The organism is Streptomyces sp. iso_384, assembly GCF_056172905.1.
In genome coordinates, this window is the sequence record NZ_JBWBTT010000001.1 from 6,476,516 (window position 1) to 6,498,878 (window position 22,363).

General features: G+C 70.4%; 22 protein-coding genes. 11 read left to right on the forward strand and 11 right to left on the reverse strand.

Features of this window, described 5'->3' with window-relative positions:
- Positions 1–359 precede the first annotated feature (359 nt).
- Both typA and AC0VY3_RS28955 read right to left on the reverse strand, forming a co-directional pair.
- The gene (typA, locus tag AC0VY3_RS28950; protein ID WP_103512104.1) at positions 360–2,234 is read right to left on the reverse strand and encodes a translational GTPase TypA; all 1,875 of its coding nucleotides are present in this window, start codon (positions 2,232–2,234) and stop codon (positions 360–362) included.
- Positions 2,235–2,653: 419 nt separating this feature from the next.
- On the reverse strand, positions 2,654–5,131 hold the full coding sequence (locus tag AC0VY3_RS28955; RefSeq protein WP_475550939.1) for an ABC transporter family substrate-binding protein: 2,478 nt from the start codon (positions 5,129–5,131) through the stop codon (positions 2,654–2,656).
- 352 nt (positions 5,132–5,483) lie between these two features.
- On the opposite strand from AC0VY3_RS28955, the gene AC0VY3_RS28960 reads away from it, so the two are divergent.
- Positions 5,484–6,554, forward strand: coding sequence for a LacI family DNA-binding transcriptional regulator (locus AC0VY3_RS28960; RefSeq protein WP_103512102.1), 1,071 nt, complete (start codon positions 5,484–5,486; stop codon positions 6,552–6,554).
- Between the two features lie 162 nt (positions 6,555–6,716).
- Entirely contained in the window at positions 6,717–7,910 is a 1,194-nt protein-coding gene (locus AC0VY3_RS28965) for a PP2C family protein-serine/threonine phosphatase (RefSeq protein WP_103512101.1), read from the forward strand.
- A 28-nt stretch (positions 7,911–7,938) separates the two neighbouring features.
- Here AC0VY3_RS28965 and AC0VY3_RS28970 read toward each other — a convergent pair whose 3' ends face one another.
- Positions 7,939–8,952 carry an acetylxylan esterase gene (locus AC0VY3_RS28970; RefSeq protein WP_103512118.1) on the reverse strand — a complete coding sequence of 338 codons (1,014 nt, stop codon included), beginning with the start codon at positions 8,950–8,952 and terminating at the stop codon, positions 7,939–7,941.
- 254 nt (positions 8,953–9,206) lie between these two features.
- Here AC0VY3_RS28970 and AC0VY3_RS28975 point away from each other — a divergent pair, with 254 nt between their 5' ends.
- The 6 genes from AC0VY3_RS28975 to AC0VY3_RS29000 all read left to right on the forward strand — a co-directional run bounded on the left by AC0VY3_RS28975 (position 9,207) and on the right by AC0VY3_RS29000 (position 16,136).
- A complete protein-coding gene (locus AC0VY3_RS28975) occupies positions 9,207–10,451 on the forward strand; it encodes a sugar ABC transporter substrate-binding protein (protein WP_475550940.1) in 1,245 nt (414 codons plus the stop codon).
- Between the two features lie 2 nt (positions 10,452–10,453).
- Positions 10,454–11,437 carry a carbohydrate ABC transporter permease gene (locus AC0VY3_RS28980; RefSeq protein ID WP_475550941.1) on the forward strand — a complete coding sequence of 328 codons (984 nt, stop codon included), beginning with the start codon at positions 10,454–10,456 and terminating at the stop codon, positions 11,435–11,437.
- Positions 11,434–12,318, forward strand: a complete 885-nt coding sequence (locus tag AC0VY3_RS28985; protein ID WP_475550942.1) for a carbohydrate ABC transporter permease — start codon at positions 11,434–11,436, stop codon at positions 12,316–12,318. The genes AC0VY3_RS28980 and AC0VY3_RS28985 overlap by 4 nt, the downstream gene beginning before the upstream one ends.
- A 99-nt stretch (positions 12,319–12,417) precedes the next feature.
- Positions 12,418–13,644, forward strand: coding sequence for a glycoside hydrolase family 1 protein (locus AC0VY3_RS28990; RefSeq protein WP_475550943.1), 1,227 nt, complete (start codon positions 12,418–12,420; stop codon positions 13,642–13,644).
- A gap of 214 nt (positions 13,645–13,858) precedes the next feature.
- Positions 13,859–15,322: a glucoamylase family protein gene (locus AC0VY3_RS28995; RefSeq protein ID WP_475550944.1), complete on the forward strand. Its 1,464-nt coding sequence runs from the start codon at positions 13,859–13,861 to the stop codon at positions 15,320–15,322.
- Positions 15,323–15,569: 247 nt separating this feature from the next.
- A complete protein-coding gene (locus tag AC0VY3_RS29000) occupies positions 15,570–16,136 on the forward strand; it encodes a hypothetical protein (RefSeq protein WP_242741271.1) in 567 nt (188 codons plus the stop codon).
- Here the strand turns inward: AC0VY3_RS29000 and AC0VY3_RS29005 are convergent.
- From AC0VY3_RS29005 to AC0VY3_RS29030, 6 genes are all read right to left on the reverse strand, one after another.
- Complete coding sequence (locus AC0VY3_RS29005) at positions 16,130–16,354, reverse strand: hypothetical protein (protein WP_103512095.1); 225 nt, start codon at positions 16,352–16,354, stop codon at positions 16,130–16,132. The genes AC0VY3_RS29000 and AC0VY3_RS29005 overlap by 7 nt on opposite strands.
- Positions 16,355–16,524: 170 nt before the next feature.
- Positions 16,525–17,802: a low temperature requirement protein A gene (locus AC0VY3_RS29010; RefSeq protein WP_475551745.1), complete on the reverse strand. Its 1,278-nt coding sequence runs from the start codon at positions 17,800–17,802 to the stop codon at positions 16,525–16,527.
- A gap of 64 nt (positions 17,803–17,866) precedes the next feature.
- Positions 17,867–18,244, reverse strand: a complete 378-nt coding sequence (locus tag AC0VY3_RS29015; protein ID WP_475550945.1) for a hypothetical protein — start codon at positions 18,242–18,244, stop codon at positions 17,867–17,869.
- 24 nt (positions 18,245–18,268) lie between these two features.
- Positions 18,269–18,760, reverse strand: a complete 492-nt coding sequence (locus AC0VY3_RS29020) for a hypothetical protein (RefSeq protein WP_103512092.1) — start codon at positions 18,758–18,760, stop codon at positions 18,269–18,271.
- 4 nt (positions 18,761–18,764) lie between these two features.
- Positions 18,765–19,193: a hypothetical protein gene (locus tag AC0VY3_RS29025; protein WP_103512091.1), complete on the reverse strand. Its 429-nt coding sequence runs from the start codon at positions 19,191–19,193 to the stop codon at positions 18,765–18,767.
- Positions 19,194–19,236: 43 nt separating this feature from the next.
- Positions 19,237–19,497: a hypothetical protein gene (locus AC0VY3_RS29030; RefSeq protein WP_103512090.1), complete on the reverse strand. Its 261-nt coding sequence runs from the start codon at positions 19,495–19,497 to the stop codon at positions 19,237–19,239.
- Between the two features lie 93 nt (positions 19,498–19,590).
- On the opposite strand from AC0VY3_RS29030, the gene AC0VY3_RS29035 reads away from it, so the two are divergent.
- The 3 genes from AC0VY3_RS29035 (at position 19,591) to AC0VY3_RS29045 (ending at position 21,284) form a co-directional block, all read left to right on the forward strand.
- Entirely contained in the window at positions 19,591–20,430 is an 840-nt protein-coding gene (locus AC0VY3_RS29035; RefSeq protein ID WP_103512089.1) for a DUF5753 domain-containing protein, read from the forward strand.
- Complete coding sequence (locus AC0VY3_RS29040) at positions 20,427–20,645, forward strand: DUF397 domain-containing protein (RefSeq protein WP_103512088.1); 219 nt, start codon at positions 20,427–20,429, stop codon at positions 20,643–20,645. The genes AC0VY3_RS29035 and AC0VY3_RS29040 overlap by 4 nt, the downstream gene beginning before the upstream one ends.
- Positions 20,646–20,735: 90 nt before the next feature.
- On the forward strand, positions 20,736–21,284 hold the full coding sequence (locus AC0VY3_RS29045; protein ID WP_374935535.1) for a GNAT family N-acetyltransferase: 549 nt from the start codon (positions 20,736–20,738) through the stop codon (positions 21,282–21,284).
- On the opposite strand, the gene AC0VY3_RS29050 is transcribed toward AC0VY3_RS29045, so the two are convergent.
- The gene (locus AC0VY3_RS29050; RefSeq protein WP_103512086.1) at positions 21,266–21,700 is read right to left on the reverse strand and encodes a hypothetical protein; all 435 of its coding nucleotides are present in this window, start codon (positions 21,698–21,700) and stop codon (positions 21,266–21,268) included. The genes AC0VY3_RS29045 and AC0VY3_RS29050 overlap by 19 nt on opposite strands.
- A gap of 65 nt (positions 21,701–21,765) precedes the next feature.
- Positions 21,766–22,299, reverse strand: coding sequence for a MepB family protein (locus AC0VY3_RS29055; protein ID WP_242741281.1), 534 nt, complete (start codon positions 22,297–22,299; stop codon positions 21,766–21,768).
- Positions 22,300–22,363: the final 64 nt, after the last annotated feature.

The following is a 22,363-nucleotide window of genomic DNA, read 5'->3' on the forward strand; positions in this document are numbered from 1 at the left end:
AATCCGGACAAAGCGATCCCAGACAGACACGCCCGAAACGGACTGTTAACACATGTTCCGGAGAGCGACCCCCGATATCCGGACACCACGGTCAGGAAAAACGATTGACGGAGGCCCGGCCCACCACAGTGTCCGTGGCGGGCCGGGCCTTCTGTCAATGCCTGTGCTGACGGACCGTCCGACGAGCGCTCGGAGGGCGCTGCGGGTCTTCGCATACGGAGCGTACGGCTCCGGGAGGCGGAGGCTCCGGGGCCCGGGGAGCTCCGGGGCGCCCGGCGGTCCCCGGAGAACGCAGACAGGACCGCCCGGAGGCCCACAGGGGCGTCCGGGCGGTCCTCAGGGCCTGTTGGGGCCGGGTATCAGCCGTGCTTGGCGCGCGAGGCCGTGCGGCCACGCTGCTTGGCGTCCAGGACGACCTTGCGGATACGCACGGTCTCCGGGGTCACCTCGATGCACTCGTCCTCGCGGCAGAACTCCAGGGACTGCTCCAGCGACAGCTTGCGGGCCGGGACCACGTTCTCCGTGGTGTCCGCGGAGGCCGCACGCATGTTGGTGAGCTTCTTCTCCTTGGTGATGTTCACGTCCATGTCGTCGGCGCGGGAGTTCTCGCCGACGATCATGCCCTCGTAGACCTCGGTGCCGGCCTCGGTGAAGATGACACCGCGCTCCTGGAGGTTGACCATCGCGAACGGCGTCACGGAGCCCGAACGGTCCGCCACCAGCGAGCCGTTGTGACGGGTGCGCAGGTCGCCGAACCACGGCTCGTGGCCCTCGAAGATGGAATGCGCGATGCCGGTGCCGCGGGTCTGCGTCAGGAACTCCGTACGGAAGCCGATGAGGCCGCGGGACGGGACGATCCACTCCATGCGGACCCAGCCGGAGCCGTGGTTCGTCATGGTCTCCATACGGCCCTTGCGGGTCGCCATGAGCTGCGTGATGGCGCCGAGGTGCTCCTCGGGCGAGTCGATCGTCATGCGCTCGATCGGCTCGTGGGTCTTGCCGTCGATCTGCTTGGTGACGACCTCGGGCTTGCCGACGGTCAGCTCGAAGCCCTCGCGGCGCATCTGCTCGACCAGGATGGCGAGCGCGAGCTCACCGCGGCCCTGGACCTCCCAGGCGTCGGGGCGCTCGGTGTCCAGGACGCGGAGCGAGACGTTACCGATCAGCTCGCGGTCCAGGCGGTCCTTCACCTGGCGGGCGGTGACCTTGTGGCCCTTGCCGCCCTTGCCGACGAGCGGCGAGGTGTTGGTGCCGATGGTCATCGAGATGGCCGGCTCGTCGACCGTGATCAGCGGGAGCGCGATCGGGTTCTCGGGGTCGGCCAGGGTCTCGCCGATCATGATGTCCGGGAATCCGGCGACGGCGCAGATGTCACCGGGGCCCGCCACCTCGGCGGGCTTGCGGGTGAGCGCCTCGGTCATCATCAGCTCGGTGATGCGGACGTTGGACATGGTGCCGTCACGCTTGATCCAGGTGACGGTCTGGCCCTTGCGCAGCTCGCCCTGCTCGACGCGGCAGAGCGCGATACGGCCGAGGAAGTTGTCGGCGTCCAGGTTGGTGACGTGGGCCTGGAGCGGGGCGTCCTCGTCGAACTCGGGGGCCGGGACGTGCGACAGGATCGTGGAGAAGAACGGCTCCAGGTTCTCGCTGTCCGCCGGGACGGTGCCGTCCTCGGGCTTGGTCAGCGAGGCGACGCCGTCACGGGCGCAGGCGTAGACGATCGGGAACTCGATCTGGTCCTCGTCCGCGTCCAGGTCCAGGAACAGGTCGTACGTCTCGTCGACGACCTCGGCGATCCGGGAGTCGGGACGGTCCGTCTTGTTGATGCAGAGGATGACCGGCATCTTCGCGGCCAGCGCCTTGCGCAGCACGAAGCGGGTCTGGGGCAGCGGGCCCTCGGAGGCGTCGACGAGCAGCACGACCGCGTCCACCATCGACAGACCGCGCTCGACCTCGCCGCCGAAGTCGGCGTGGCCGGGGGTGTCGATGATGTTGATCGTGATCGGGTCCCCGCCGTCCTTGGGGTGGTACTTCACCGCCGTGTTCTTGGCGAGGATCGTGATGCCCTTCTCACGCTCCAGGTCGTTCGAGTCCATCATGCGGTCGTCGAGGTGCTCGGCGGCGTGGGCTGCGAACGCTCCGGCCTGCTTGAGCATGGCGTCGACCAGCGTGGTCTTGCCGTGGTCGACGTGGGCGACGATGGCTACGTTACGGATGTCGTGGCGCGTGGGCATGGGTGGCTTGCGCTTCTCTCGGATCGTGGGATCAGGCGTCTCAGTCGGTCTTCGAGTCCTCGTACGCCCGCCGGGCGGCACGCCACGGCTCGTCCCATCGTACGGGCCCTGGGCCCGCCGGGCTTCCCGGGCGGTTCCGCAGAGGCGGTCTTCCCGTGTGATTCAGGCGATATTCAGCCGGTGTCAAGGGCCTGGGGCTCCGTGCCAGGCCCTTGGGAGCCGCCGGGCCATCGACGTGGCCGGAACGGGGGCAGAGCTGCGGTGGGACCGCGGTGGAGCTATGTGGGGGGGGTGAGGAGCGGTGAAGCGATGAACGGCCCGGGTCAGGGCAGACACCACACTGCCCGCCGGGGGAACCGGCGGGCAAGGGTTTTGAGGTGCATCTGAGCTTGGCGGCGGGAGGGTGTGGTATTTACCCGCTACTTCTTGCGGTCTGCGGGGGAACCTGCCGCTTGCCGTTTCTTGAACCCGATGTCCTGATACCGGGGGGCCGCGAAACCGAACGCCCCGACGTTCGCGAGCTTCTTGTCGACCGCGACGAGCTGCGGGCGCTGGAAGAGCGGAATCGATCCGGCGGCGGCCCAGATCCGGGCGTCCGCCTGCTTCATCAGCTCGCGTGCGGCCTTCTCGTCGAGCTCGGCGGCCGCCTGGTCGAAGAGCTGGTCGATGTGGTCGGTGCCGACCCGGGTGTAATTCTGCTCCACGAGGAGCGACCCGTCGGTGGCGGGCTCCGGCTTGGCGTAGATCGGGCGCCCGTCGGTGGCCGGGTAGGCGGTGGCGGGCCACGAGTAGAGCGCCAGGTCGTACTCGCCGGAGGCGATGTGGTCCTTGAAGTAGCTCTCGTCGGGCACCTTGGTGATCTCCGTGCCGATGCCGATCTTCTCCAGCATCGCCGCGATCTTGTCGCCGACGCTGCGCAGCGACTGGGAGCCCGGCCCGGAGGGGAGCACGAAGCGCAGGGTCAGCGTCTTGCCGTCCTTGCCGAGCTGCCCCTTGGCCGCGGCGGGCGCCGGGGCGGCGGTGCCGACGGGGGCGTACGCTCCGGCGGCGCCGCCGGGCTGCTTGTCCTGGGCGGCCACGGTGCCGTCCTCACCGAGCACACCGGCCTGGCGGAGCAGGGCCGCGCTCTGGGCGGCGGCCGTCCGGGCGGGGGCGATGACGTGGAGGCCCGAGGCGCCGGTCGCGGAGGCGTGGGCGGGGGCCTGGGCGCCGGGCTTGTTGTCCTCGCCGACGATGTAGAGGCCCTCGTCGCGGGAGGCGGCGCTGTCCTCGGAGGCCCGGCCGGCCTTCTTGTCGCCCTTCTCGTCCTCGGCCTCCTCGTCGGCCTTCTCCTCCTTGCTCTCCTTCTCCTCCTTCTCGCTCTCCTTCTCCTCCTTCTCGGTCTTCTCGGTCTTCGCGTCCTTGTCCTCGTCCTTCTTCGCGTCCTCGGCGGTCTCCTTCTCCGCCTCGGCGCCTTCCTTCGCGTCCTTGTCGCTCTTGTCGCCCTTCTTCTCCGCCTCGCTGCCCGCCTTGGTGTCCTTCGGCAGCTGGGCCGCACCGCCCCGGGTCCAGCCGGCGTCCGCCAGCAGGGCCTGGGCCTCCTTGGTGTTCTGGTCGCCGAGCGCCCCGCTGCCGTCCTTGTAGCCGGGCTGGCCCGCGAGGGCGAGGTGGCTGCCGAGCGGCTTCGCCGGAAGGCCGAGCGGCCCCAGCACCGCCTGGGCCAGCTCCTGGCGGTCCAGGGCGCGGGCCACCGCCCGGCGGACCCGGTCGTCGGCGAGCGGGCCGGACTCGCCGTTCAGCGCGAGCTGGGTGTAGGCGGGCTCCAGGGACTTGCGTACGGCGAAGTCGCGCAGGGCCTTCTGCTCGGAGGCGTACGCGACGACGGCCTTGCGGTTCTTCTCCCGGGCGGCCTGCGCGATCTCGGCGGCCTCCTCGTCGGAGCCGTGCGCCAGGGCCCAGGAGCGCAGGGCCGCGGCGGGCGTGATCTCGGAGCCCGGGCCGTGGGCGGGCTGCTGGCCGTTGTTGCCCCGGTCGCGGCGGGCGAGGGTGATGCGGTCGGCGGTGGCGGCATCGATGTCGGCGACGTCCACCGTGCCGTCGGCGAGGGCCTGGGTGCGGTCCTTGGCGGCGACCGCCCGGAAGACGAGGGTGTCCAGCTTGGCCTTGTCGCCCCACCAGCGCGGGTTGCGGGCCAGCGTGACGGCGCCCTTGGCCTTGCTGACGCTGCGCAGGACGAAGGGCCCGGCGGTGTTCTTGAGGGTGGTGCGCGCGCCGTCGTTGAAGGCGTCCGGCGAGCCGGTGATCTCCTTCGGGTAGAGCGGCGAGAACAGCGAGCGCCAGTCCGCGTAGGGCTTGGAGAACGTGACCCGCACCTGGAGGTCGTCCGCGCCCCGCTCGATCTTCTCGATCCGCTCGTAACCGGAGTTGCGGGCGGTCCAGAACGCGGAGTCCTTGCCGCTGAGCGCCCGCCACTGGGCGACGAAGTCGGGGGCGCCGATCTCGCGGCCGTCGCTCCACACGGCCTGCTGGTTGAGCTTGTAGAGCACGACCTGCTTCGGCTCGCGCTCGATGACCTTCGCGGACTCCAGGTAGTCCGGGTTGAGCTTCGGCTGCCCCGTTTTGTCCATCGGGAAGAGGGTCGGGAGCAGGGCTCCGGTGATCCGGGTGGTGGCGCTGTCCGCGTCCGCCTGGAAGGCGTTGAAGGTGACGGGCAGCGCGTCGACCGCCCAGTTCACCGTCGAACCGTCGGCGACCGTCTCGCGGGCGGCGGGCGCGATGTCCTGGGGCACGCCCCGGGAGGTCTCCTCGCTGCCGGAGCTGCAGCCCGCCAGCACCGGGATCGTGAGCACCCCCGTCGTGAGGAGCGCGAGCGATCGGCGCTTTCGAACCGTCCCGCGCGGGACGCCGACGTGGGACATGGCTGTTACCTCCGGGGCCGGCCCGGACCACCCCGTACCGGAATGGACCGGATAGTGCGTATGTGGTGGCATTTGCAGTTGATCACACTGATTCCTTCCGCCCACTGAAAACGCCCCTGCGTGCGAGGGGGTGCAGACACGACGGACGGGAGGCGCAAGCTCACCCGCCCGGAGGTACGTTTCGCTCACCCCCGGATCGCTCCCCGGCCGCGACCGCGTGTGAGCGGACGTGAGCCCCGGCACGCCGGATCGAACGGCCTTGCTCCCCCCGCGGCCCAGGATTTAGGGTGAATGCGCTTTCACGAGCCTCGTGATCGCCTCGCGGAAGAAAAGCGGACGGACGGTCGGTCGAGTGAGCGCCCCCACGGTGTACGACGTCGCCGAGCGGTCGGGCGTCTCCATTGCCACGGTCTCCCGGGTCTACCGGAACCCCGATTCCGTACGCGTCCAGACCCGCGAGAAGGTCATGGAGGCGGCCCGTGAGCTGGGATATGTGCCGAGCGGCAGCGCCCGGGGCCTGGCCAGCCGGACGACCGGCGTGCTCGGGCTGTGCTTCCCGGACTTCGCGGACCAGGACGCCGAGACCGCCGCGGCCGCGAGCGACGCGGACGACGACCAGGCCGTCATGCTCTACTCCGACCAGATCATCCGGGGCATGGAACGGGCGGCCCGGCGGCACGGCTACGCCCTGCTGATCGCGGCCTCGCTGGAGGGCGGGCCGGAGAGCCTGGTGGCGAAGGTCGCGGGGCGGGTCGACGGCTTCGCCGTACTGGCCCGGACCGTGCCGACCGAGGACCTGGAAGTGATATCGCGCCGGCTGCCGGTGGTGATGCTCGCCGGGCCGCGCGAGATCGACCACCTGGATCACATCGTGGTGGCCAACGCCGAGGGCGAGCGCGAACTGACCCGCCACCTGATCGAGGACCACGGACTGCGCAGGCTGGCGTTCGTCGGCGGCGGGGAGGACTCACCGGACTCCCAGGCCCGGTTCCGGGGCTTCCAGGAGGCCTGCCGGGACGCGGGTCTTCCGGTGCCCTCCCGGCCGGAGCTGCGCGCCGGGATGATGACGCAGGCCGAGGGCGCGCTGGCGGCGGACACCCTGCTGGACCGGTCGGAGGGTACGGGGGTGGAGCGGCCGGAGGCGATGCTGTTCGCCAACGACCAGATGGCGGTCGGCGCGCTCCAGGCGCTGGAGCGGCGCGGGGTGCGGGTGCCCGAGGACATCGCCGTGACCGGGTTCGACGGGATCCCGCTGAGCCGGATCGTCCGCCCGCCCCTGACGACCGTCCGGCAGCCGATCCGGCTGCTGGGCGAGCAGGCGGTGGAGCTGCTGGTGCAACGCCTGGCCGACCCGGGCCGCGCCCCGGTCTCGCTGGAGCTGCCGGTCTCGGTGACCCGGCGGGCCAGCTGCGGCTGCGGCTGAGAAGGGCTCCCGGCGGGGGCGTACGGAGGGCCGATGCCCCGCGGAGCAGTCGGCGGCTTCGGGTACTTCGGGCGCTTTTGTGCGGGTACATAGGCCGCGTTTCTCACACGGGGCGCTGATTCGGGGCTGGGAGGGCACAAGCACTGCCTACCCGAGGAGGCTGTGGTGAGCGACAGAACGGGACTGGCCGCAGTACTGACGGCCGCGAGGAACGCCGCGCCGGTGAACTCGCTCGATGTCGTGGCGCGCGATCTGCGCACCCGGTTCGGCGCGCGATACGTGTCGTTCCTTTTCGTGGACCTCGTCGGCAGCCGCCTGCTGCGGGTCAACGACATGGCCGGTGTCTCCCGCGAGGACCGGACCGAAAAGGTTCCGCTGGCGGGCAGCGGCATCTACGACAAGGTGCTGCGTTCCCAGAAGCTGGTGCAGATGGAACAGAACGGGCAGGGACAGCGCGTCCTCGCCCCCGTGACCAACCGCGGTGACGCCATCGGCGTGCTGGAGCTGTTCCTCGACGCCGTCACCGAGGACGTACTGGCACAGGTCGAGGACGCCGCGCACGCGCTGGCCTACATCATCGTCACCGACCGCCGCTTCACCGACCTCTACCACTGGGGCAACCGCACCACGCCGGTCAGCCTGGCGGCGGAGATCCAGCGCCAGCTCCTGCCGTCCGCCGCTTCCTGCGACGCGGCCGAGTTCGCCCTCGCCGGGGCCCTGGTCCCGGCAGCCGACATCGCCGGGGACACCTACGACTACAGCCTCGACAACAGCGACCTTCACCTGTCCGTCACCGACGCCATGGGCCACGACGTCAACGCCTCGCTCATCGCGACCCTCGTCGTGAACGCCTCGCGCGGCGCCCGCCGCGCCGGGGTGGATCTCGCCGAACAGGCCCGCCAGATGCATCAGGCTCTGCTCGACCACGGGAACACCACCTTCGCCACCGGGCAGTTGCTGCGGATCGCCCTGGACGGGAGCCACGCCCAGCTCGTCAATGCCGGTCACCCCGCGCCGCTCCGGCTGCGCGACGACTCGGTCGAGGTGATCACTCCGCGGATCGACATGCCTTTCGGCTTCCCGCCGCAGGGTCCGTACGAGGTCCAGGACCTGGACCTGCGCCCCGGCGACCGCCTCCTGCTGTACACCGACGGTGTGCAGGAACGCGAATCAGCGTCGGTCGACCTGCCCGAGATACTGCTCCGGACCGCCGCCGAGCACCCGCGTGAAGCCGTCCGCACAATCGTCACCGCGGTCGCCGACGCCTACGGCGGCCAGCCGCCCAAGGACGACGCCACCGTCCTGTGCCTGGACTGGCACGGCCCCCGGAGCGGGCCCCGCGAGCCGGAGGCCTGAGCCCGCGCCGGGGCGGCGGTCCGGTCCCTCAGCCCACCGCCCCCAGCCGCTTCCCGAAGAACCGGGTCCGGTTCGCGTCCAGCTCCGCCGCCTCGGCCGTCATCCCCCGGTACGCGAAGTGCCCCGCCGTCAGCACCTGGAGCTCGCGCTCGCCGGCCAGCGCGTTGTATACGGCGAACTGCCCCGGCGGCGGCACGGACGGGTCGAACAGGGCGGCCGCGACCAGCGTGGGCAGCGTCAGCCGGGTCGCCGCCGTGGCCGCGTCGAAGTAGCCGAGGACATCGGTGACCTCGGGGTGGTCGCGGTGGTGCGCCCGGACCGACTCGCCGCTGCCCGCGCAGGGCAGGGTGAGGCGCAGCAGGTGGTTGCCGAAGGTGGGGACCGTGAGCTGCGCCGCGCCGAAGCGGTCGTCCCAGGGCAGCGCGAGGGCCCCGAGCCCGCCGCCGAAGCTCTCGCCGAGGTAGCCGAGGCGGGGCCCGCCCGGAAGTCCGGCCCGGGCCAGCTCGGGCACCAGTTCCGTCAGGGCGGAGGCGGCGCACCAGAGGTCGGCCGCGCAGTCGCCGATGACGTAGGTGTCGCGGGAGCCGATGCCGTGCAGGACGTGCTCGGCGGCCATGTCCGGGATGCCGTCGACCCGGCCCCGCTCCCCCATGCCCCGTACGCACGGCAGGATCGCGGCGGCCCCGGGCAGCGGCGCCGGAAGGTCCCGGCCGGGCTCCTGGCGGCCGCCGTAGCCGTGCCCGACGACGAATCCGTACCGTACGGGCCCCTCGGCGGGCAGGGCGAGCCAGCCGCCGAGCCGGACGCCGCCCACGGAGGTGTAGGCGACGTGGTGGATCCGCACGCCGTCGCGCTCCTCCTCCACCGGGCCGAGGACCGGCCGCGGGTCGACCGCGCGGGCCCGCGCGTACCGCTCCCGCCAGAACGCGTCGAAGCCCTCGGGGGCGGGCGGGGCCGGGATGTCCAGCAGGGTGTCCGGCGCGTCGTACCCGTAGGCCGGGTCGAACGGGAAGTCGTGGGAGAACGCGACGGATGAGGCCATGCGGCGAGGGTAGACGCCGACCACGCCCCGGCGGCCCGCAGGCCCCCGAGCGACGAATCGGTCACATCGCCTGTTGTTCCACAAACGGTGCGTTTACGGTTCAACAACAAGGCGCCGGGATGTCGAGCACGTTGCACGAGTGTGACCCAGCACCCTCTTGCGGATTCCCGAACGACTGGCGCAGAGTGATGTATGCGCTTACAGGCAGCGCATACATAGCGCAGCATCCGGATTGCTCAAGGAGGAGCCCTCCCATGTCCCGCATCGCCAGAACCGCTCCCGCCGGCATAGCGCTCGCGCTCGCCGTGACCCTTTCCGCCTGCGGCTCCTCCGGCGGCGACGTCGCGGCCGACGAGAAGCAGACGCTCACCGTGTGGGCCATGGGAGCCGAGGGCGAGAAGCTCGCGGACGTGGCCGAGGTCTACGAGAAGGCCAACCCGAACATCACCGTCAAGGTGACCCCGATCGGCTGGGACGTCGCCCACCAGAAGCTCGTCTCGGCAGCGGCGGCGGGCACCCTGCCCGACGTGGCGCAGATGGGCGGGAGCTACCTGGGCGAGTTCGCCGAGCTGGGCGTGCTGGAGCCGGTGGACGGCAAGGTCTTCGACAAGAAGGACTTCTTCCCGGCGGGCTGGGAGCAGGGCGAGGTGGACGGCACCGCCTACGGCGTGCCGTGGTACGTCGACACCCGGGTCCTCTACTACCGCACGGACCTCGCCGAGAAGGCGGGCGTCGACAAGGCTCCGGAGAACTGGAAGGAGCTCCAGGACCTGGCCGCCGCGTACCAGAAGAAGGCCGGCACGAAGTGGGGCCTGTCCATCCAGCCCAGCGGCCTGGACACCGTGCAGAACTTCTACTCCTTCCTGTACTCGGCGGGCGGCGAGATCGTCAACGACCGCGGCGAGGCGGTCATCGACAGCCCGGAGGCGGTCAAGGCGCTGAAGGAGTACGGCAGTTACTTCGACAAGGGCCTGTCCGACAAGTCCGTGCAGCCCGGCTACGACGTGGTGAAGGACTTCGGCAACGGCCGGGTCCCGATGTTCTTCGGCGGCCCCTGGCACGTGACGCTGCTCAACGAGGGCCAGCCGCAGATCAAGGGCAAGTGGGCCATCGCCAACGTGCCCGCGGACGCCTCCTCCACCTCCATGGCCGGCGGTTCCTCGCTCGTCGTCTCCAAGGACAGCGAACACAAGGCTGCGGCCACCGAGTTCATCCAGTACCTGACCGACACGAAGGGTCAGTCCGACTGGTACGAGCGGACGAAGGACCTGCCCGCCAACACCTCCGCGTGGGAGTCCGGCGTCCTCGCCGACGACGCCGACCTGCAGATCTTCAAGAAGCAGATGGACACCGCCAAGTCCTCGCCGTCCCTGGCCAACTGGACCGAGATCACCGACAAGGTGGACCAGGCCATCGCCAAGGTGACGCAGGGCAAGGCTTCCGCCGAGGACGCGCTGAAGACGGCGCAGTCCGAGATCGAAGGCCTCGTGAAGCAGTAGCCATGGGCACCTCGACCACCACGACCGAGAAGGCCGCCGGGCCCGCGAAGGCGGGGGCGGGCCCGTCCCTCGCCCCCGCCCCGGGCGGCGGCCGCCGCAAGCGGACGCTGGGCGTGCAGAACGCGGCGGGCTGGCTGTTCTCCACCCCGTTCCTCGTGCTGTTCGCCGTCTTCATGGCGTTCCCGATCCTCGCCACGCTGGCGATGAGCTTCACCGACTTCGGGCTGCGCAATGTGACGCGCCCTTGGGAGGCGGAGTTCATCGGATTCGAGAACTACGTCAACCTCTTCGGTGACGAGAAGTTCCTCAAGTCCCTCTTCAACACGGGCTACTTCGTGGTCGTCGGCGTGCCGCTGACGATCGGGATCGGGCTGGTCGTCGCCGTCCTGCTGAACAACGGCATCGACCGGGCGCGGACGTTCTTCCAGGTCGGCTTCTACGCCCCGGTGGTCACCACCATCGTCGCGGTCGCCGTCGTCTGGCGGTTCGTGCTCGATCCGAGCGACGGGCTGATCGCCGGCCTCTTCTCCGAAGTGGGCTGGACCGCACCGGACTTCCTCGGCTCCGAGACGCTGGCGATGCCCTCGCTGATCGTCATGGCGGTCTGGCGGAACGTCGGCACGGTGATGGTGCTGTTCATCGCGGGCCTCCAGGCGATCCCCACCGAGGTGCGGGAGGCGGCGAAGCTGGACGGTGCGAGCGTCTGGCAGGAGTTCCGGTCCGTCACGATCCCGCTCCTGCGTCCGACGGTCCTCTACGCCACGGTGATCACGACGATCGGCTACCTCAACGTGTTCGAGGAGCCGTTCGTTATGACCCAGGGCGGCCCGTCCGACTCGACCCTCACGGTCTCGCTGAACATGTACCGCGAAGGGTTCAACTTCTTCCACATGGGCTACGCGAGCGCCATGGCGTACGTCCTCTTCGTGGTGATCATGGGCATCACGGTGCTCCAGCTCCGACTGCTGAAGGACAACACGAAATGAGCGCCACCAGCAGCCCCAACGCACCGGCCGAGACCCTGGACAAGCGGTCCCCCGGAAAGCGGAGCACCGCACGACCGCTGGTCTACGTCCTTCTCTCGCTCGGCCTGCTGGTCATGTCGGCGCCCTTCCTCTGGATGGGGCTCTCCGCCTTCAAGACGCAGAGCGAGCTGTCGGCCAGCCCGCCCGTGTGGATCCCCACCGAGTGGACCCTGACCAACTTCCGGCAGCTGCTCGACAAGCTGGACCTGCCGCTGTACTTCATGAACTCGGTGATCGTGGCGGTCCTGGTGACCGTCTCGAACCTGGTGTTCTGCTCGATGCTCGGCTACGCCCTGGCGAAGCTGAAGTTCGCCGGCCGCAACAAGATCTTCGGCCTGGTGCTCGGCGCGCTGATGGTGCCCGGCAACCTGATGCTGCTGCCGCTGTTCGTGCTGATGAGCAAGCTCCAGCTGATCGACAGCTACGCGGGTCTGGTACTGCCGTTCGCCGCCGGGGCCTTCGGGGTCTTCCTGATGCGGCAGTTCATGCAGTCGATCCCGGACGAGCTGCTGGAAGCGGCCCGGATGGACGGCGCGAGCGAGTGGTACATCTTCTGGCGGATCGTGATGCCGCTGGTGAAGCCCGCCCTCGCGACCCTGTCGATCTTCACGTTCCTGGGCTCCTGGAACAACTTCGTCTGGCCGCTGATCGCGACCAACGACCCCGACAAGTACACCCTCCCGGTCGCCCTGGCGACCTTCGCCACCGACCCCAACAAGGCCGGCGGCTCCAACGGGATGCTGATGGCCGGGGCCTTCCTGATCGTGCTGCCGGTGCTGATCGTCTTCATCGCCCTGCAACGGCACTTCACCCAGGGCATCGCCACGGCGGGCATGAAGTAGCCCCCGGGCCGCCCGACTTCACGTAACGAGGCCGCCGACCCCACCCCGCAACGACCGGCGCGGCCACACCCCACACCACCACCAGAAAGACAAGTCGCGATGACGCACCCCCCCGCCCCGAACCTGCCGGCGACGGCTTCCGTACCGTTCCCCGAGGGCTTCCTCTGGGGCGCCTCCACGGCCGCCCACCAGATCGAGGGCAACAACACCGACAGCGACTGGTGGGTCAAGGAGCACGCCGCCGGCACCCACATCGCGGAGCCGAGCCTGGACGCCTGCGACAGCTACCACCGCTGGCCCGAGGACATGGACCTGCTGGCCTCGCTCGGCTTCACGGACTACCGCTTCTCCATCGAGTGGGCCCGCATCGAGCCGGTCGAGGGCCACTTCTCCCGCGCCGAACTCGCCCACTACCGGCGGATGGTGGAGGGTGCGATCGAGCGCGGTCTGCGCCCGATGGTGACCCTGCACCACTTCACCGTCCCGCAGTGGTTCGAGGCGCGCGGCGGCTGGACGGCCGAGGGCGCGGTGGAGCTGTTCGCCCGGTACGTCGCGGCCTGCGCGCCGGTGATCTCCGAAGGCGTACGGCACGTCTGCACGATCAACGAGCCGAACATGATCGCGGTGATGGCGGGCCAGGCCAAGCGCGGCGACAACAGCTTCCCGCCCGCCGGTCTGCCCACCCCCGACGACGAGACGACCGCGGCCGTCATCGCCGCCCACCACGCGGCGGTGAAGGAGGTCCGGGCCCTGGACGCGGACATCCAGGTCGGCTGGACCATCGCCAACCAGGTCTACCAGGCCCTTCCCGGCGCGGAGGACGTCACCGCCGCCTACCGCCACCCTCGCGAGGACGTCTTCATCGAGGCGGCGCGCGGCGACGACTGGATCGGCGTGCAGTCCTACACCCGTACGCGGATCGGTCCGGACGGTCCGATCCCGGCGGCGGACGACGTCGAGCGGACGCTGACGACGTGGGAGTACTACCCGGGCGCGGTCGGCGAGGCGCTGCGCCACACGGCCGAGGTGGTCGGGGACGTCCCGCTGATCGTCACGGAGAACGGCATCGCGACCGCCGACGACAGCCGTCGGGTCGACTACTACACGGGCGCTCTGAGCGAGGTCGCCTCGGCGCTGGAGGACGGCCTCGACATCCGCGGCTACCTGGCGTGGAGCGCGCTGGACAACTACGAGTGGGGCACGTACAAGGCCACGTTCGGTCTGATCGCGATCGACTGGGAGACCTTCGAGCGCACCCCGCGCGACTCGGCGAAGTGGCTGGGCTCGCTGGGCCGCACGCGCGAACTCCCGCGCACGGCCGCGTAATTCCGCCGCCCCCCGATACCGGAGGACGCCCCTGATACGGGGAGCCGCCTGACGGCTCCCTCCGGCCCGGGAGCCGGCGGAACCTGACGACCGCCGGCTCCCGAGCCGCCCGTACAGCACCATTCCCCGCCCCACCCCGCACCACCTGGCTCCACCCCGCACGACCGAGACCACGACTCATCCCCCTCCCCCTTCTGCCACAGGAGCCGGACCGATGGACCGTCGCACGTTTCTCACCGCCGCAGGGACCGGGGCCGCGGCCCTGTCGCTGGGAGCCGCAACCGCCCCGGCCGCGCATTCCGCCGCCCCGGCCGACCCCCGCCTTCTGAAGCACTGGTTCGTCGACACGTACCGCTCGATCGAGGCGATGACGACCGCATTCGGCCTGGTCACCGACAAGATCGACCTCAGCGGCCCCGGAGCCCCCGCCCAGTCGCCCCAGACCTCCCCGACCAACATCGGCTGCGGCCTGTGGTCGACGGTGGCCGCCGCGGGCCTCGGGGTGATCGGCGAGAGCACGATGGTCGGTGCCCTGACCCGTACGGTCACGGCGGTCGAGAAGCTGGAGCGCCACCACGGCTTCTGGCTCAACTGGTACGACGCGCATGACGGTTCGGTGCTCACACAGTGGCCGGGCACGGGCGACCCGGTGCGTCCGTTCCTGTCCTCGGTGGACAACGCCTGGCTGATGACGGGTCTGCGCATCGCCGCCGACGCCGCGCCCTCGCTGCGCCCGCGCATCCACCGCGTCCTGGCCACGGCCGACTGGTCGTACTTCTACACGCCGTACGACCCGGCCGACCCGGTGGCGGGCCCCGGCCAGCTGCGCGGCGGCGTCTGGACGGACACGGAGGAGCCGACCCCGCACCACTACGGCGCGCTCAACACCGAGCCGCGCATGGCGAGTTACCTGGGCATCGCGGACGGATCACTGCCCGGCGACCACTACTGGCATCTGCTGCGCACGATGCTGCCGGAGCACGAGCAGGAGCAGAAGCCGGGCGGTGCGTACGTCACGGTCGACGGCGTACGCGTATGGAACGGCCACTACACGCACCGCGGCCGGAAGGTGGTCCCCACCTGGGGCGGCTCGATGTTCGAGGCGCTGATGGTGCCGCTGTTCGTGCCGGAGCCGGAGTGGTCGCCGCGCGCGTGGGGCGTGACGCACCAGCGTTACGTACGGGGCCAGATCGACCACGGCCTGCGCGAGGCGGAGTACGGCTACTGGGGCTTCTCCCCCGCCAACGTCCCCGAGGACGGCTACCAGGAGTACGGGGTCGACGCGCTCGGCATGGCGGTCGACGGCTACGCCTCCAACACCGACCGCACCCACACCACGGACGGCGAACCCCTGCCCCCGCCCTCGGCGTTCACCAACGGCGTGGTCACCCCGCACGCCTCCTTCCTGGCCCTGCCGTACGCCCGCCGGGAGGCGGTGGCCAACCTCCGTTCGCTGGAGCGGGACTTCGGCGCGTACGAGGACGGGCTCGGCTTCCGGGACTCGGTGAACGTGTCCACGGGCCGGGTCAGCGACTTCATGCTCGCCCTGGACCAGGGCATGATCGCCGCCGCCCTCGCCCAGGAACTGCGCCCGGGTCTGCTGCAACGCCCGTTCCGCACGGGAGGTTTCCGGACCCGGGTGCGGCCGCTGCTGGAGCGGGAGCGGTTCTCGATCTGAGGCAGCGGCGGCTCTCCGGGAGGGCGGCCGTCTTTCCGGTGCGGCGTGGGGCGCTCGGCGCTCGGCGTGCGGCGTGCGGCGCTCGGCGTGCGGCGCCGGGAACGGGCAGCCTGGCGGCCGGCCCGGCAACCGGCTGGGCCCGTACATTGCCGGAAGTCGGCATACCGGGGGCCGGTTGCACCCCTATACCCTCACGGCGTATCCGGCACAGACATCTGCCGGACAGATGCCGGGGGTGGGTGGCACGATGTTCTCGTTGGCCTGGGGAACGTTCGCGACAACGCTGGGCTGGGTCGTCGCGACAGACTTCCGGGGAGCCGCACACCGATTCTCCGCGTTCTCCCACGCCGCCACTCCGTTCGGCGGGTCCGGAGCACCCGTCATCGGCGTCGGCTTCTTCCGCCTGGTGGCGGGGGTGTTCGCCCTGATCGGTCCGATCGTCCTGGTCACCGGCCTCCTGGACCTGTGGCGCGGCGAGGCGGAAACGGTCAGCCTGCCGCCGGTTCCGGCCGGTTTCGTCGCGGTGGAAGCCGTGATCCTCGGCGCCGCCCTCTGGAGCTACTGGCGACGGTCCGGCTTCCTGCGCCGTCAGTGGGACGCCGGCAGCGGTCTGCGGCGCACGGCGGTCGCCGGTGTCACGGCGTCGTTGGTCGCCTTCGCCGCGCTGCTCGCCCTCGGCTCGGGGACGTGGATGTTGATCGCCTGGCTGCTCGGCGGCCTGTGCGGCATCACCCTGCTGCTGAGCGATCCGGCCGGCACGCCGTCGGACAGCTCAACGACCTCCCCGCCCCCCGCTCCCCCTGCGGGTCAGTGACCCGTGTCCCCTTCGGGACACTTCTTCTTGGCACGGGAGCGGACGACGATCTCGTTGACGCCCTGCATGAGGATGGTGACGGCCACGACCGTGATCAGACGCAGCCACCACGGAAAGTCGAAGAACTCACCGCCCGCAAATGCGGCGCCGACCGAAACGACGAACGTCAGCCAGTTGGGCAGGCCTTTGACTTCGTCATGTCGAGACGCATTCCTCACACCTGAATCAGCGCACACGTCGATGCCCCCGCATTCTTCTCCTCATGGTTCTTCCCCTGAGCCGCGTGGCCCGATGTGGTCACGATCGGGTGCGGCGGATATCGACCCTAGCCTGCGCAGCGGCTCCGGAAGAAAGTCCGCCTGAGTCGCCGGCCTCCCCCGCGGGGGCCCTACCCCGCCCCGATCCCCTTCAGCATGCGCCGCTGATGCTCGTGCCCGAGCGTCTCGTAACCGATCACGGTCACGAAGGGCGCGAGCATCACGACGATCAGGCATACCGCCAGCGGCGCTCCCGTCACGGCCAGCAGGCACCCGGCCAGCAGGACCGCCAGCGTCAGAGCGATCAGGAGCAGGTGGAAGCGGTCGGCCGCCGAGAGCAGCAGGGTGTGCAACAGGTAGACCACCAGGAGATAGAGGGCCACCGGGAGGGCCAGGGCGAGGACGACCGTCGCCTTGGAGATCTCCGCGTGGTGTTCCAGGTAGAGGCCCGCCACATGCAGTCCGGCCCCGGCTCCGGCCACGCCGATGAACAGCGGGATGTGGCCGTAGCCGAAGAGGTAGCCGCGGCTGCGGCGGCGCTCCAGGACCTCGCCGAACGGGGTCATGAAGTAGACCCACCACATGCCGAAGGTCAGGCCGACCCCCGCGACCACGACGGCGATCGCGTTCCCGGTCCAGGCCGTGCCGTCGGCCCCGCCGAGCAGGTCGCCCGACGAGGCGACCGTGCCGACCACGCTCTCCCCGAGCACGATGATCGCGAACAGGCCGTACCGCTCGGCCATGTGGTGCGGGTGCCACGGTGTGCCGCCCGCAGCGCCCTGGGCGAAGACCGGCAGGGCCAGTTCCAGTACGCCGAGGACGACGAACGCCGGGAACACGACGTAGACGGGCAGTCCGACGAAGGCCAGGACGACCCACCCCACCTGGGCGATCACCGTCCAGCGGATGTTGGCCAGACACACGCCCCGGAACTCGGGGGCCTCCCGGGCGGCGCGCGCCCACTGGAACACCATCGCGATCCGCATCACGACGTACCCCGCGACCATCGCCCGCAGTTCGATGTGGCCGCCCTCGTCGACGGAGTGGAACATCGCCGGGAGGCCGAGCGAGAAGACGACGACCCCGATCATCTGGACCATCGTCAGGACCCGGTACAGCCAGTCGTCGGTGGCGAAGGCCGAGGCGAACCAGCTGAAGCTGATCCAGGCGACGCTGATCGCGAACATCGCCATGACGAACGCGGTGACCGCTTGCCCCAGGTGCCCCTCGGCCAGGAGCTCCGCGAACAGTGACGACGCCGTACCGACCGCGACGACGAAGGTCAGGTCGAACAGGAGCTCCAGCGGTGAGGCGGCCCGGCCGTCCTCCTCGGGGTCTCGTCCGGTCATCGGGAGGAGCCGCCACCGCGACCGGCCGGATGCGCCGGACCTGCCGCTCTTGTCGCTCATATCGCTTTCGGGATGTTCTGGCATGTGTGCCATCATTCCGACACCGGGCCGCCGCGACGGGGAATCACACGCCGTCACGTGGTGCGAGATGCGGGTGCTCCCGCGCCAGTACGGCGTCCACCGCCGCGAGCGTCGGATCGACGATGCCCCAGTCGTGGGCACAGGGGTGGTCGACGAACAGCCCGCACGCGTCCTCGCCCCGGGGGTCGATCGCACCGCACCAGCCCAGCTCCGCCAGGGTCGCCCGCTCGCCCCTCCAACGGGCCCAGACGGCGGTGCGGTGCGGGTCGTCGTCCCATAGCGCCATCGCGTGGTCGCCTTCGTGCTCGGCGGCCAGTTCGCAGAGGAGGTGTCCGGCCTCCGGGCGACGGTCACCGGGAGCGGCGAGCCGGATCACGAACTCCGGGGGCGGCAGCAGGGTCACGGCGGTGCACTGGTCCATGGGGCGGGAATCCTCCGGTCGCCGTCAGGGCGCGTCGGTGTCGGGTACGTCAGGTGCGTCGGGTGCGTCAGAGGCATCGGGCGTGCCGGGAACCTCGTTCTCGGAGACGAGTCGCCGGACCTCGCTGTGTACGTGTTCGGCGATGAGGTCGCCGAGCGGGTCGGTCACGGAGAAGGAGTGCGGCCCGGGGTGGTGGTCGAAGTAGGCGCATGTGGTGACCGCTCGGGTCGCCAGCACGCGGAGCACGGCGGGGCACAGGGGCAGCGTGTCGAGCCGGTGGACGCGGTGGGCTCCGGTCCCCGACCAGAGGAACCACAGGTCCCGGTCGTCCGGGGTGTCCGCCGTCCACAGGTGCGCGGCGTGCTCGGCCGACTCGTCGTGGTCGCCCAGCTCGCACAGGACGAAGTCCTCCGGCTCCACGATGTCGGGCGGGTGCGCGGGCCCGCCCTCCATGGTGGCGAGCGCCAGCAGCGCTTCCGCGTACGGGACTTGGGTGACGGCGGTGCATTGCAGCATGCGGTCATCCCCCTTCCGTACGGGGCGGGACCGCGTGGTTCGCCGAGGCTTCCGTCGCCCACCCGACCAGGTCCACGGGCCACGCGCCGAGGGTGACGCGCAGCCCCACGAAGGGGTCGACCACGGTGAGCAGGGTGGGGCGGCCGGATTCCAGCGCGCTCATGGCGTGGTCCTGGCTGCCGTGGTCACCCGCCCACGCCCGGAGCGCCTCGGGGGCGTCGGAGCCGTGGAAGGCGACCGGCCGGACGTCCCGCGCCCCGAGCCACGGGGCGGCCGGGGGCAGGTATCGCCCGTGCCCGTCCGCCAGCCGCAGGGCCTGCCGCCGGAGCCAGCGGAGGACGAGCCGGCGGTTCGGCAGCGCGACACCGCCGAGCCGGAGGGCCCGGCCGCCGGCCTTGACCGTGACGGCCGCGACGTAGTCCTGATTCCTCATGCGGCGCACCCCCGACTGCCGCCGCCGCCCGTAAAGGCCGCCCTCACAGCACCTCTCCCCGGCTGCGGGCGTTGAGCCGCGCGGTACGGGCCCGAAGCTGCTCCATGAGCAACGCGGGCCGCACGTAACGGGGTTCGACCTCCCACTCGCGCCCGCCGCCGACCGGCCGGAGGGACCAGTACGGACCGGCGACGCCCTGGAACTCCCCCACGCGGTCACCACGGCTGGTGTCCGCGAGCAGGGCCCCGAGGGACGGGACATGTGGGGGCGACTCCGTATTCGGGCTGGCGTTCTCGCCGTACACCGTTCGCTCCTCTCTGTAGCCGAACGACTACCGGGGCGACTCAGCGTGGCCTAGCGTGGAGATGTCTTCAACGTTTCGGATCTGGGGGATACGTTGGTCAACCGCAAGGAAGTGAACCCTGACGGGGGCCCGGAGGCTGCCTACGGAGCACGTCTGCGTAGGGAGCGCGAAGCACGGGGCTGGAAGCAGGACGATCTCGGCGCGCGCATCGGTTACACGGGGCGGCACGTTTCCGGCGTGGAATTGTGTCACAAGTCCCCAACTCGCAAGTTCTCGATCGCCGTTGACGTGGCGATGAGCTTTACGGGAACCGCTGATTCGTTCGAGCGCGAGTGGCGCAAGATCAAGCACGGGGTGCTGTTGCAGGGCTTCCCGGAGTACGTGGCGCTGGAGGGCCGGGCGGCGGAGATCCGGCTGTTCGAGGTGGGCGTCATTCCGGGGCTGTTGCAGACCCGGGAGTACGCGGAGGCGCTGGCACGCGGGGCGGTCGACCGGGGTGTCATCACCACCGAACAGGCCGATCAGCGCGTCTCGTTACTCGTGGAACGCCAAGGCGCTCTGTTACGCACCGTGCCGCCGATGCTGATCGCGGTGCTGGATGAAAGCTGCATCCGCCGGCCGATCGGCAGCCCTGCCGTGATGGACGCCCAGTTGCAGCATCTGGTCGACTTCGCCACGCAGTCCCACACCATGCTGCAGATCGCCCCGTTCAGCGTCGGTGAGCAGCGGCCCTTCAATCGGCTGGTGAACCTGCTGACGCTCCAGGACCGGTCCGCGGTCTCCTACGTCGAGTCCGAGACGCAAGGGCATCTGGACCGTGAACTCAGCTCTGTCATCCCGATGGTGAGGGCCTACCATCAGTTGCAGGCCGTGTCTCTGTCCCAGACAGATACCGTGGACATGATCCACCAGCATCGAAAGGGCACCCCGTGACGACCGAAACCACGACCCAGCAGTGGGTCAAGTCCTCCTACAGCGACAACGGCGGTTCGTGCGTCGAGTGGGCCCCGCGCACCGCCTCCACCACCGGCATCGTCCCCGTACGCGACTCCAAGAACCCCGGCGGTCCGGCCCTCACCGTCCGCGCCGCCGCGTTCACTTCCTTCGTGGCGGGCGTCAAGGCCGGGGGCTTCGACACCACCGCCTGACCCGCACCACTGCCACCACTCCGGCTACGCCCCACCGTGCTCCGCAGGGTGGGGCGTCCCGCTGTCCGGGGCCCGGCCTACACTCCCGGTGTGACCGTCATGGAGCCGGTGATCCGCCCGGCCGTCCCGGCCGACCTGAGCGCCGTCGCCGAGATCTACACGTACTACGTCCGCCACACCGTGATCACCTTCGAGGAGAACCCTCCGCCGGTAGCCGCCTGGCACCAGCGCCTCGACGACCTCGCGGCCCGCAACCTGCCGTTCCTGGTCGCCGAACTGTCCGGCGAGGTCGTGGGCTACGCGTACGCGGCTCCTTGGCGTCCCAAGCCCGCCTATCGGAACACCGTGGAGAACTCGATCTACCTCGCCCCCGACCGCACGGGTCGAGGTCTGGGCGGAGCGCTGTTGGAAGCCCTGCTGGCCGCCTGTTCCGGGACTCACGTACGCCAGATGATCGCCGTCATCGCCGACGCGGGCACGGACGCCTCGGCCGCGCTGCACCGCCGCTACGGCTTCACGGACGCGGGCCGGCTGGCCGCCGTCGGCTACAAGCACGACCGCTGGGTCGACACCTTGCTGATGCAGCGGACACTCGGCCGCCCGGTTCCGGACGCGAGCTCCTACGCGATCCAGCAGTAGACGCCCCGGCCCTGACGGCGGGCGCTCCCGGCGAGCACGGCCACGTCGCTCACGATCGCGTCGGCGATGTCCGCGTCGATGATCTCGCCCTCCTCCGAACGGAGTTGAACCCATGCGGCGGCGGCGTCGCGCAGCGTGGGCCGCTCAGCGTCCGCGAGTGCGGTGAGCAGGTCGGACGAGAGCGCGAGGACGAGACATCCGCCGCCGTCCTCGGCGGCGACGACACGCGGTTCACCGGCTTCGGCAACATCCTCGAAGCTGCGGTCGGTGAGCAGGGACTGCCATTCGACCACCGCCCCCACGGGATCGAAGTTGCCCAAGGAGAGCGACTCGTACGCCTCCCCCGGTCCGGTCCGGAGTGTCAGTGCCGCCGACGTGTCGTCCGGCGCGACGAAGAACTTGACGATGATGCTCACTCAGGCATCATCCCGGAGCGCCCGCACACAGCCCGGCAGGACGGCCAGGATGCCCGTGACCCTCATCAGGCACGGCCACCACGGAAAAGGGCGTGGGCGCGCGCCCTGTCGGCGGGCCCGGCCTCGCCGATGTCCAGGAAGTAGTTCACCTGCCACGCCTGCGTACCGCGCGCCTGGCGGCTGGTCGTGATCGCGTCCGGCGGGTAGACGCGGAAGCCCCGCTTTCCGCCCTCACCGTCGCGGGACACGATGCCGCGCTCGCACAGGACGTCGCACGGGAACACGAACTGCCCGAAGCGGCCGTCGGCGCGGCTGCTGATGACGAAGAGATCGACACCGTCGTCGAGGTCGAACGGGCGGATCGGGCCTTCGGCGGAGCGCTGCCACACGGTGACGAACTGACCGGCCTTGGTGGGGGTCGTCCTGGCCACGCGAAAGGCGACCGACCGGCCGTCGAGCGTGAACCGGTGAGCCGCGTAATCGGCGCTCTCCGGTTCCGGCGCCGGCTGCGAGCACGTGAAGCCGGCCGGGTCGTACACCGAGGCCTTCGCCGCCGACAGATCCTCGTGAAGCCCGGCCCACAGCCCATTCGTCACCATCCGCGCAATCCTGCCATCTCCGGGCCGGACCCTTGGCAACATGTTGACATGACCTTGACACATT

Bases quoted from the DNA above. Each gene is read 5' to 3' on its own strand.
- AC0VY3_RS28990 (WP_475550943.1), top strand. From the start codon at position 12,418: ATGACGCACCCCCCCGCCCCGAACCTGCCGGCGACGGCTTCCGTACCG.
- AC0VY3_RS28980 (WP_475550941.1), top strand. From the start codon at position 10,454: ATGGGCACCTCGACCACCACGACCGAGAAGGCCGCCGGGCCCGCGAAG.
- AC0VY3_RS29015 (WP_475550945.1), bottom strand. From the start codon at position 18,244: ATGGACCAGTGCACCGCCGTGACCCTGCTGCCGCCCCCGGAGTTCGTG.
- AC0VY3_RS28955 (WP_475550939.1), bottom strand. From the start codon at position 5,131: ATGTCCCACGTCGGCGTCCCGCGCGGGACGGTTCGAAAGCGCCGATCG.
- AC0VY3_RS28995 (WP_475550944.1), top strand. From the start codon at position 13,859: ATGGACCGTCGCACGTTTCTCACCGCCGCAGGGACCGGGGCCGCGGCC.
- AC0VY3_RS28985 (WP_475550942.1), top strand. From the start codon at position 11,434: ATGAGCGCCACCAGCAGCCCCAACGCACCGGCCGAGACCCTGGACAAG.
- AC0VY3_RS29010 (WP_475551745.1), bottom strand. From the start codon at position 17,802: ATGAGCGACAAGAGCGGCAGGTCCGGCGCATCCGGCCGGTCGCGGTGG.
- AC0VY3_RS29020 (WP_103512092.1), bottom strand. From the start codon at position 18,760: ATGCTGCAATGCACCGCCGTCACCCAAGTCCCGTACGCGGAAGCGCTG.
- AC0VY3_RS28975 (WP_475550940.1), top strand. From the start codon at position 9,207: ATGTCCCGCATCGCCAGAACCGCTCCCGCCGGCATAGCGCTCGCGCTC.
- AC0VY3_RS29025 (WP_103512091.1), bottom strand. From the start codon at position 19,193: ATGAGGAATCAGGACTACGTCGCGGCCGTCACGGTCAAGGCCGGCGGC.
- AC0VY3_RS28970 (WP_103512118.1), bottom strand. From the start codon at position 8,952: ATGGCCTCATCCGTCGCGTTCTCCCACGACTTCCCGTTCGACCCGGCC.
- AC0VY3_RS29000 (WP_242741271.1), top strand. From the start codon at position 15,570: ATGTTCTCGTTGGCCTGGGGAACGTTCGCGACAACGCTGGGCTGGGTC.
- typA (WP_103512104.1), bottom strand. From the start codon at position 2,234: ATGCCCACGCGCCACGACATCCGTAACGTAGCCATCGTCGCCCACGTC.
- AC0VY3_RS29055 (WP_242741281.1), bottom strand. From the start codon at position 22,299: ATGGTGACGAATGGGCTGTGGGCCGGGCTTCACGAGGATCTGTCGGCG.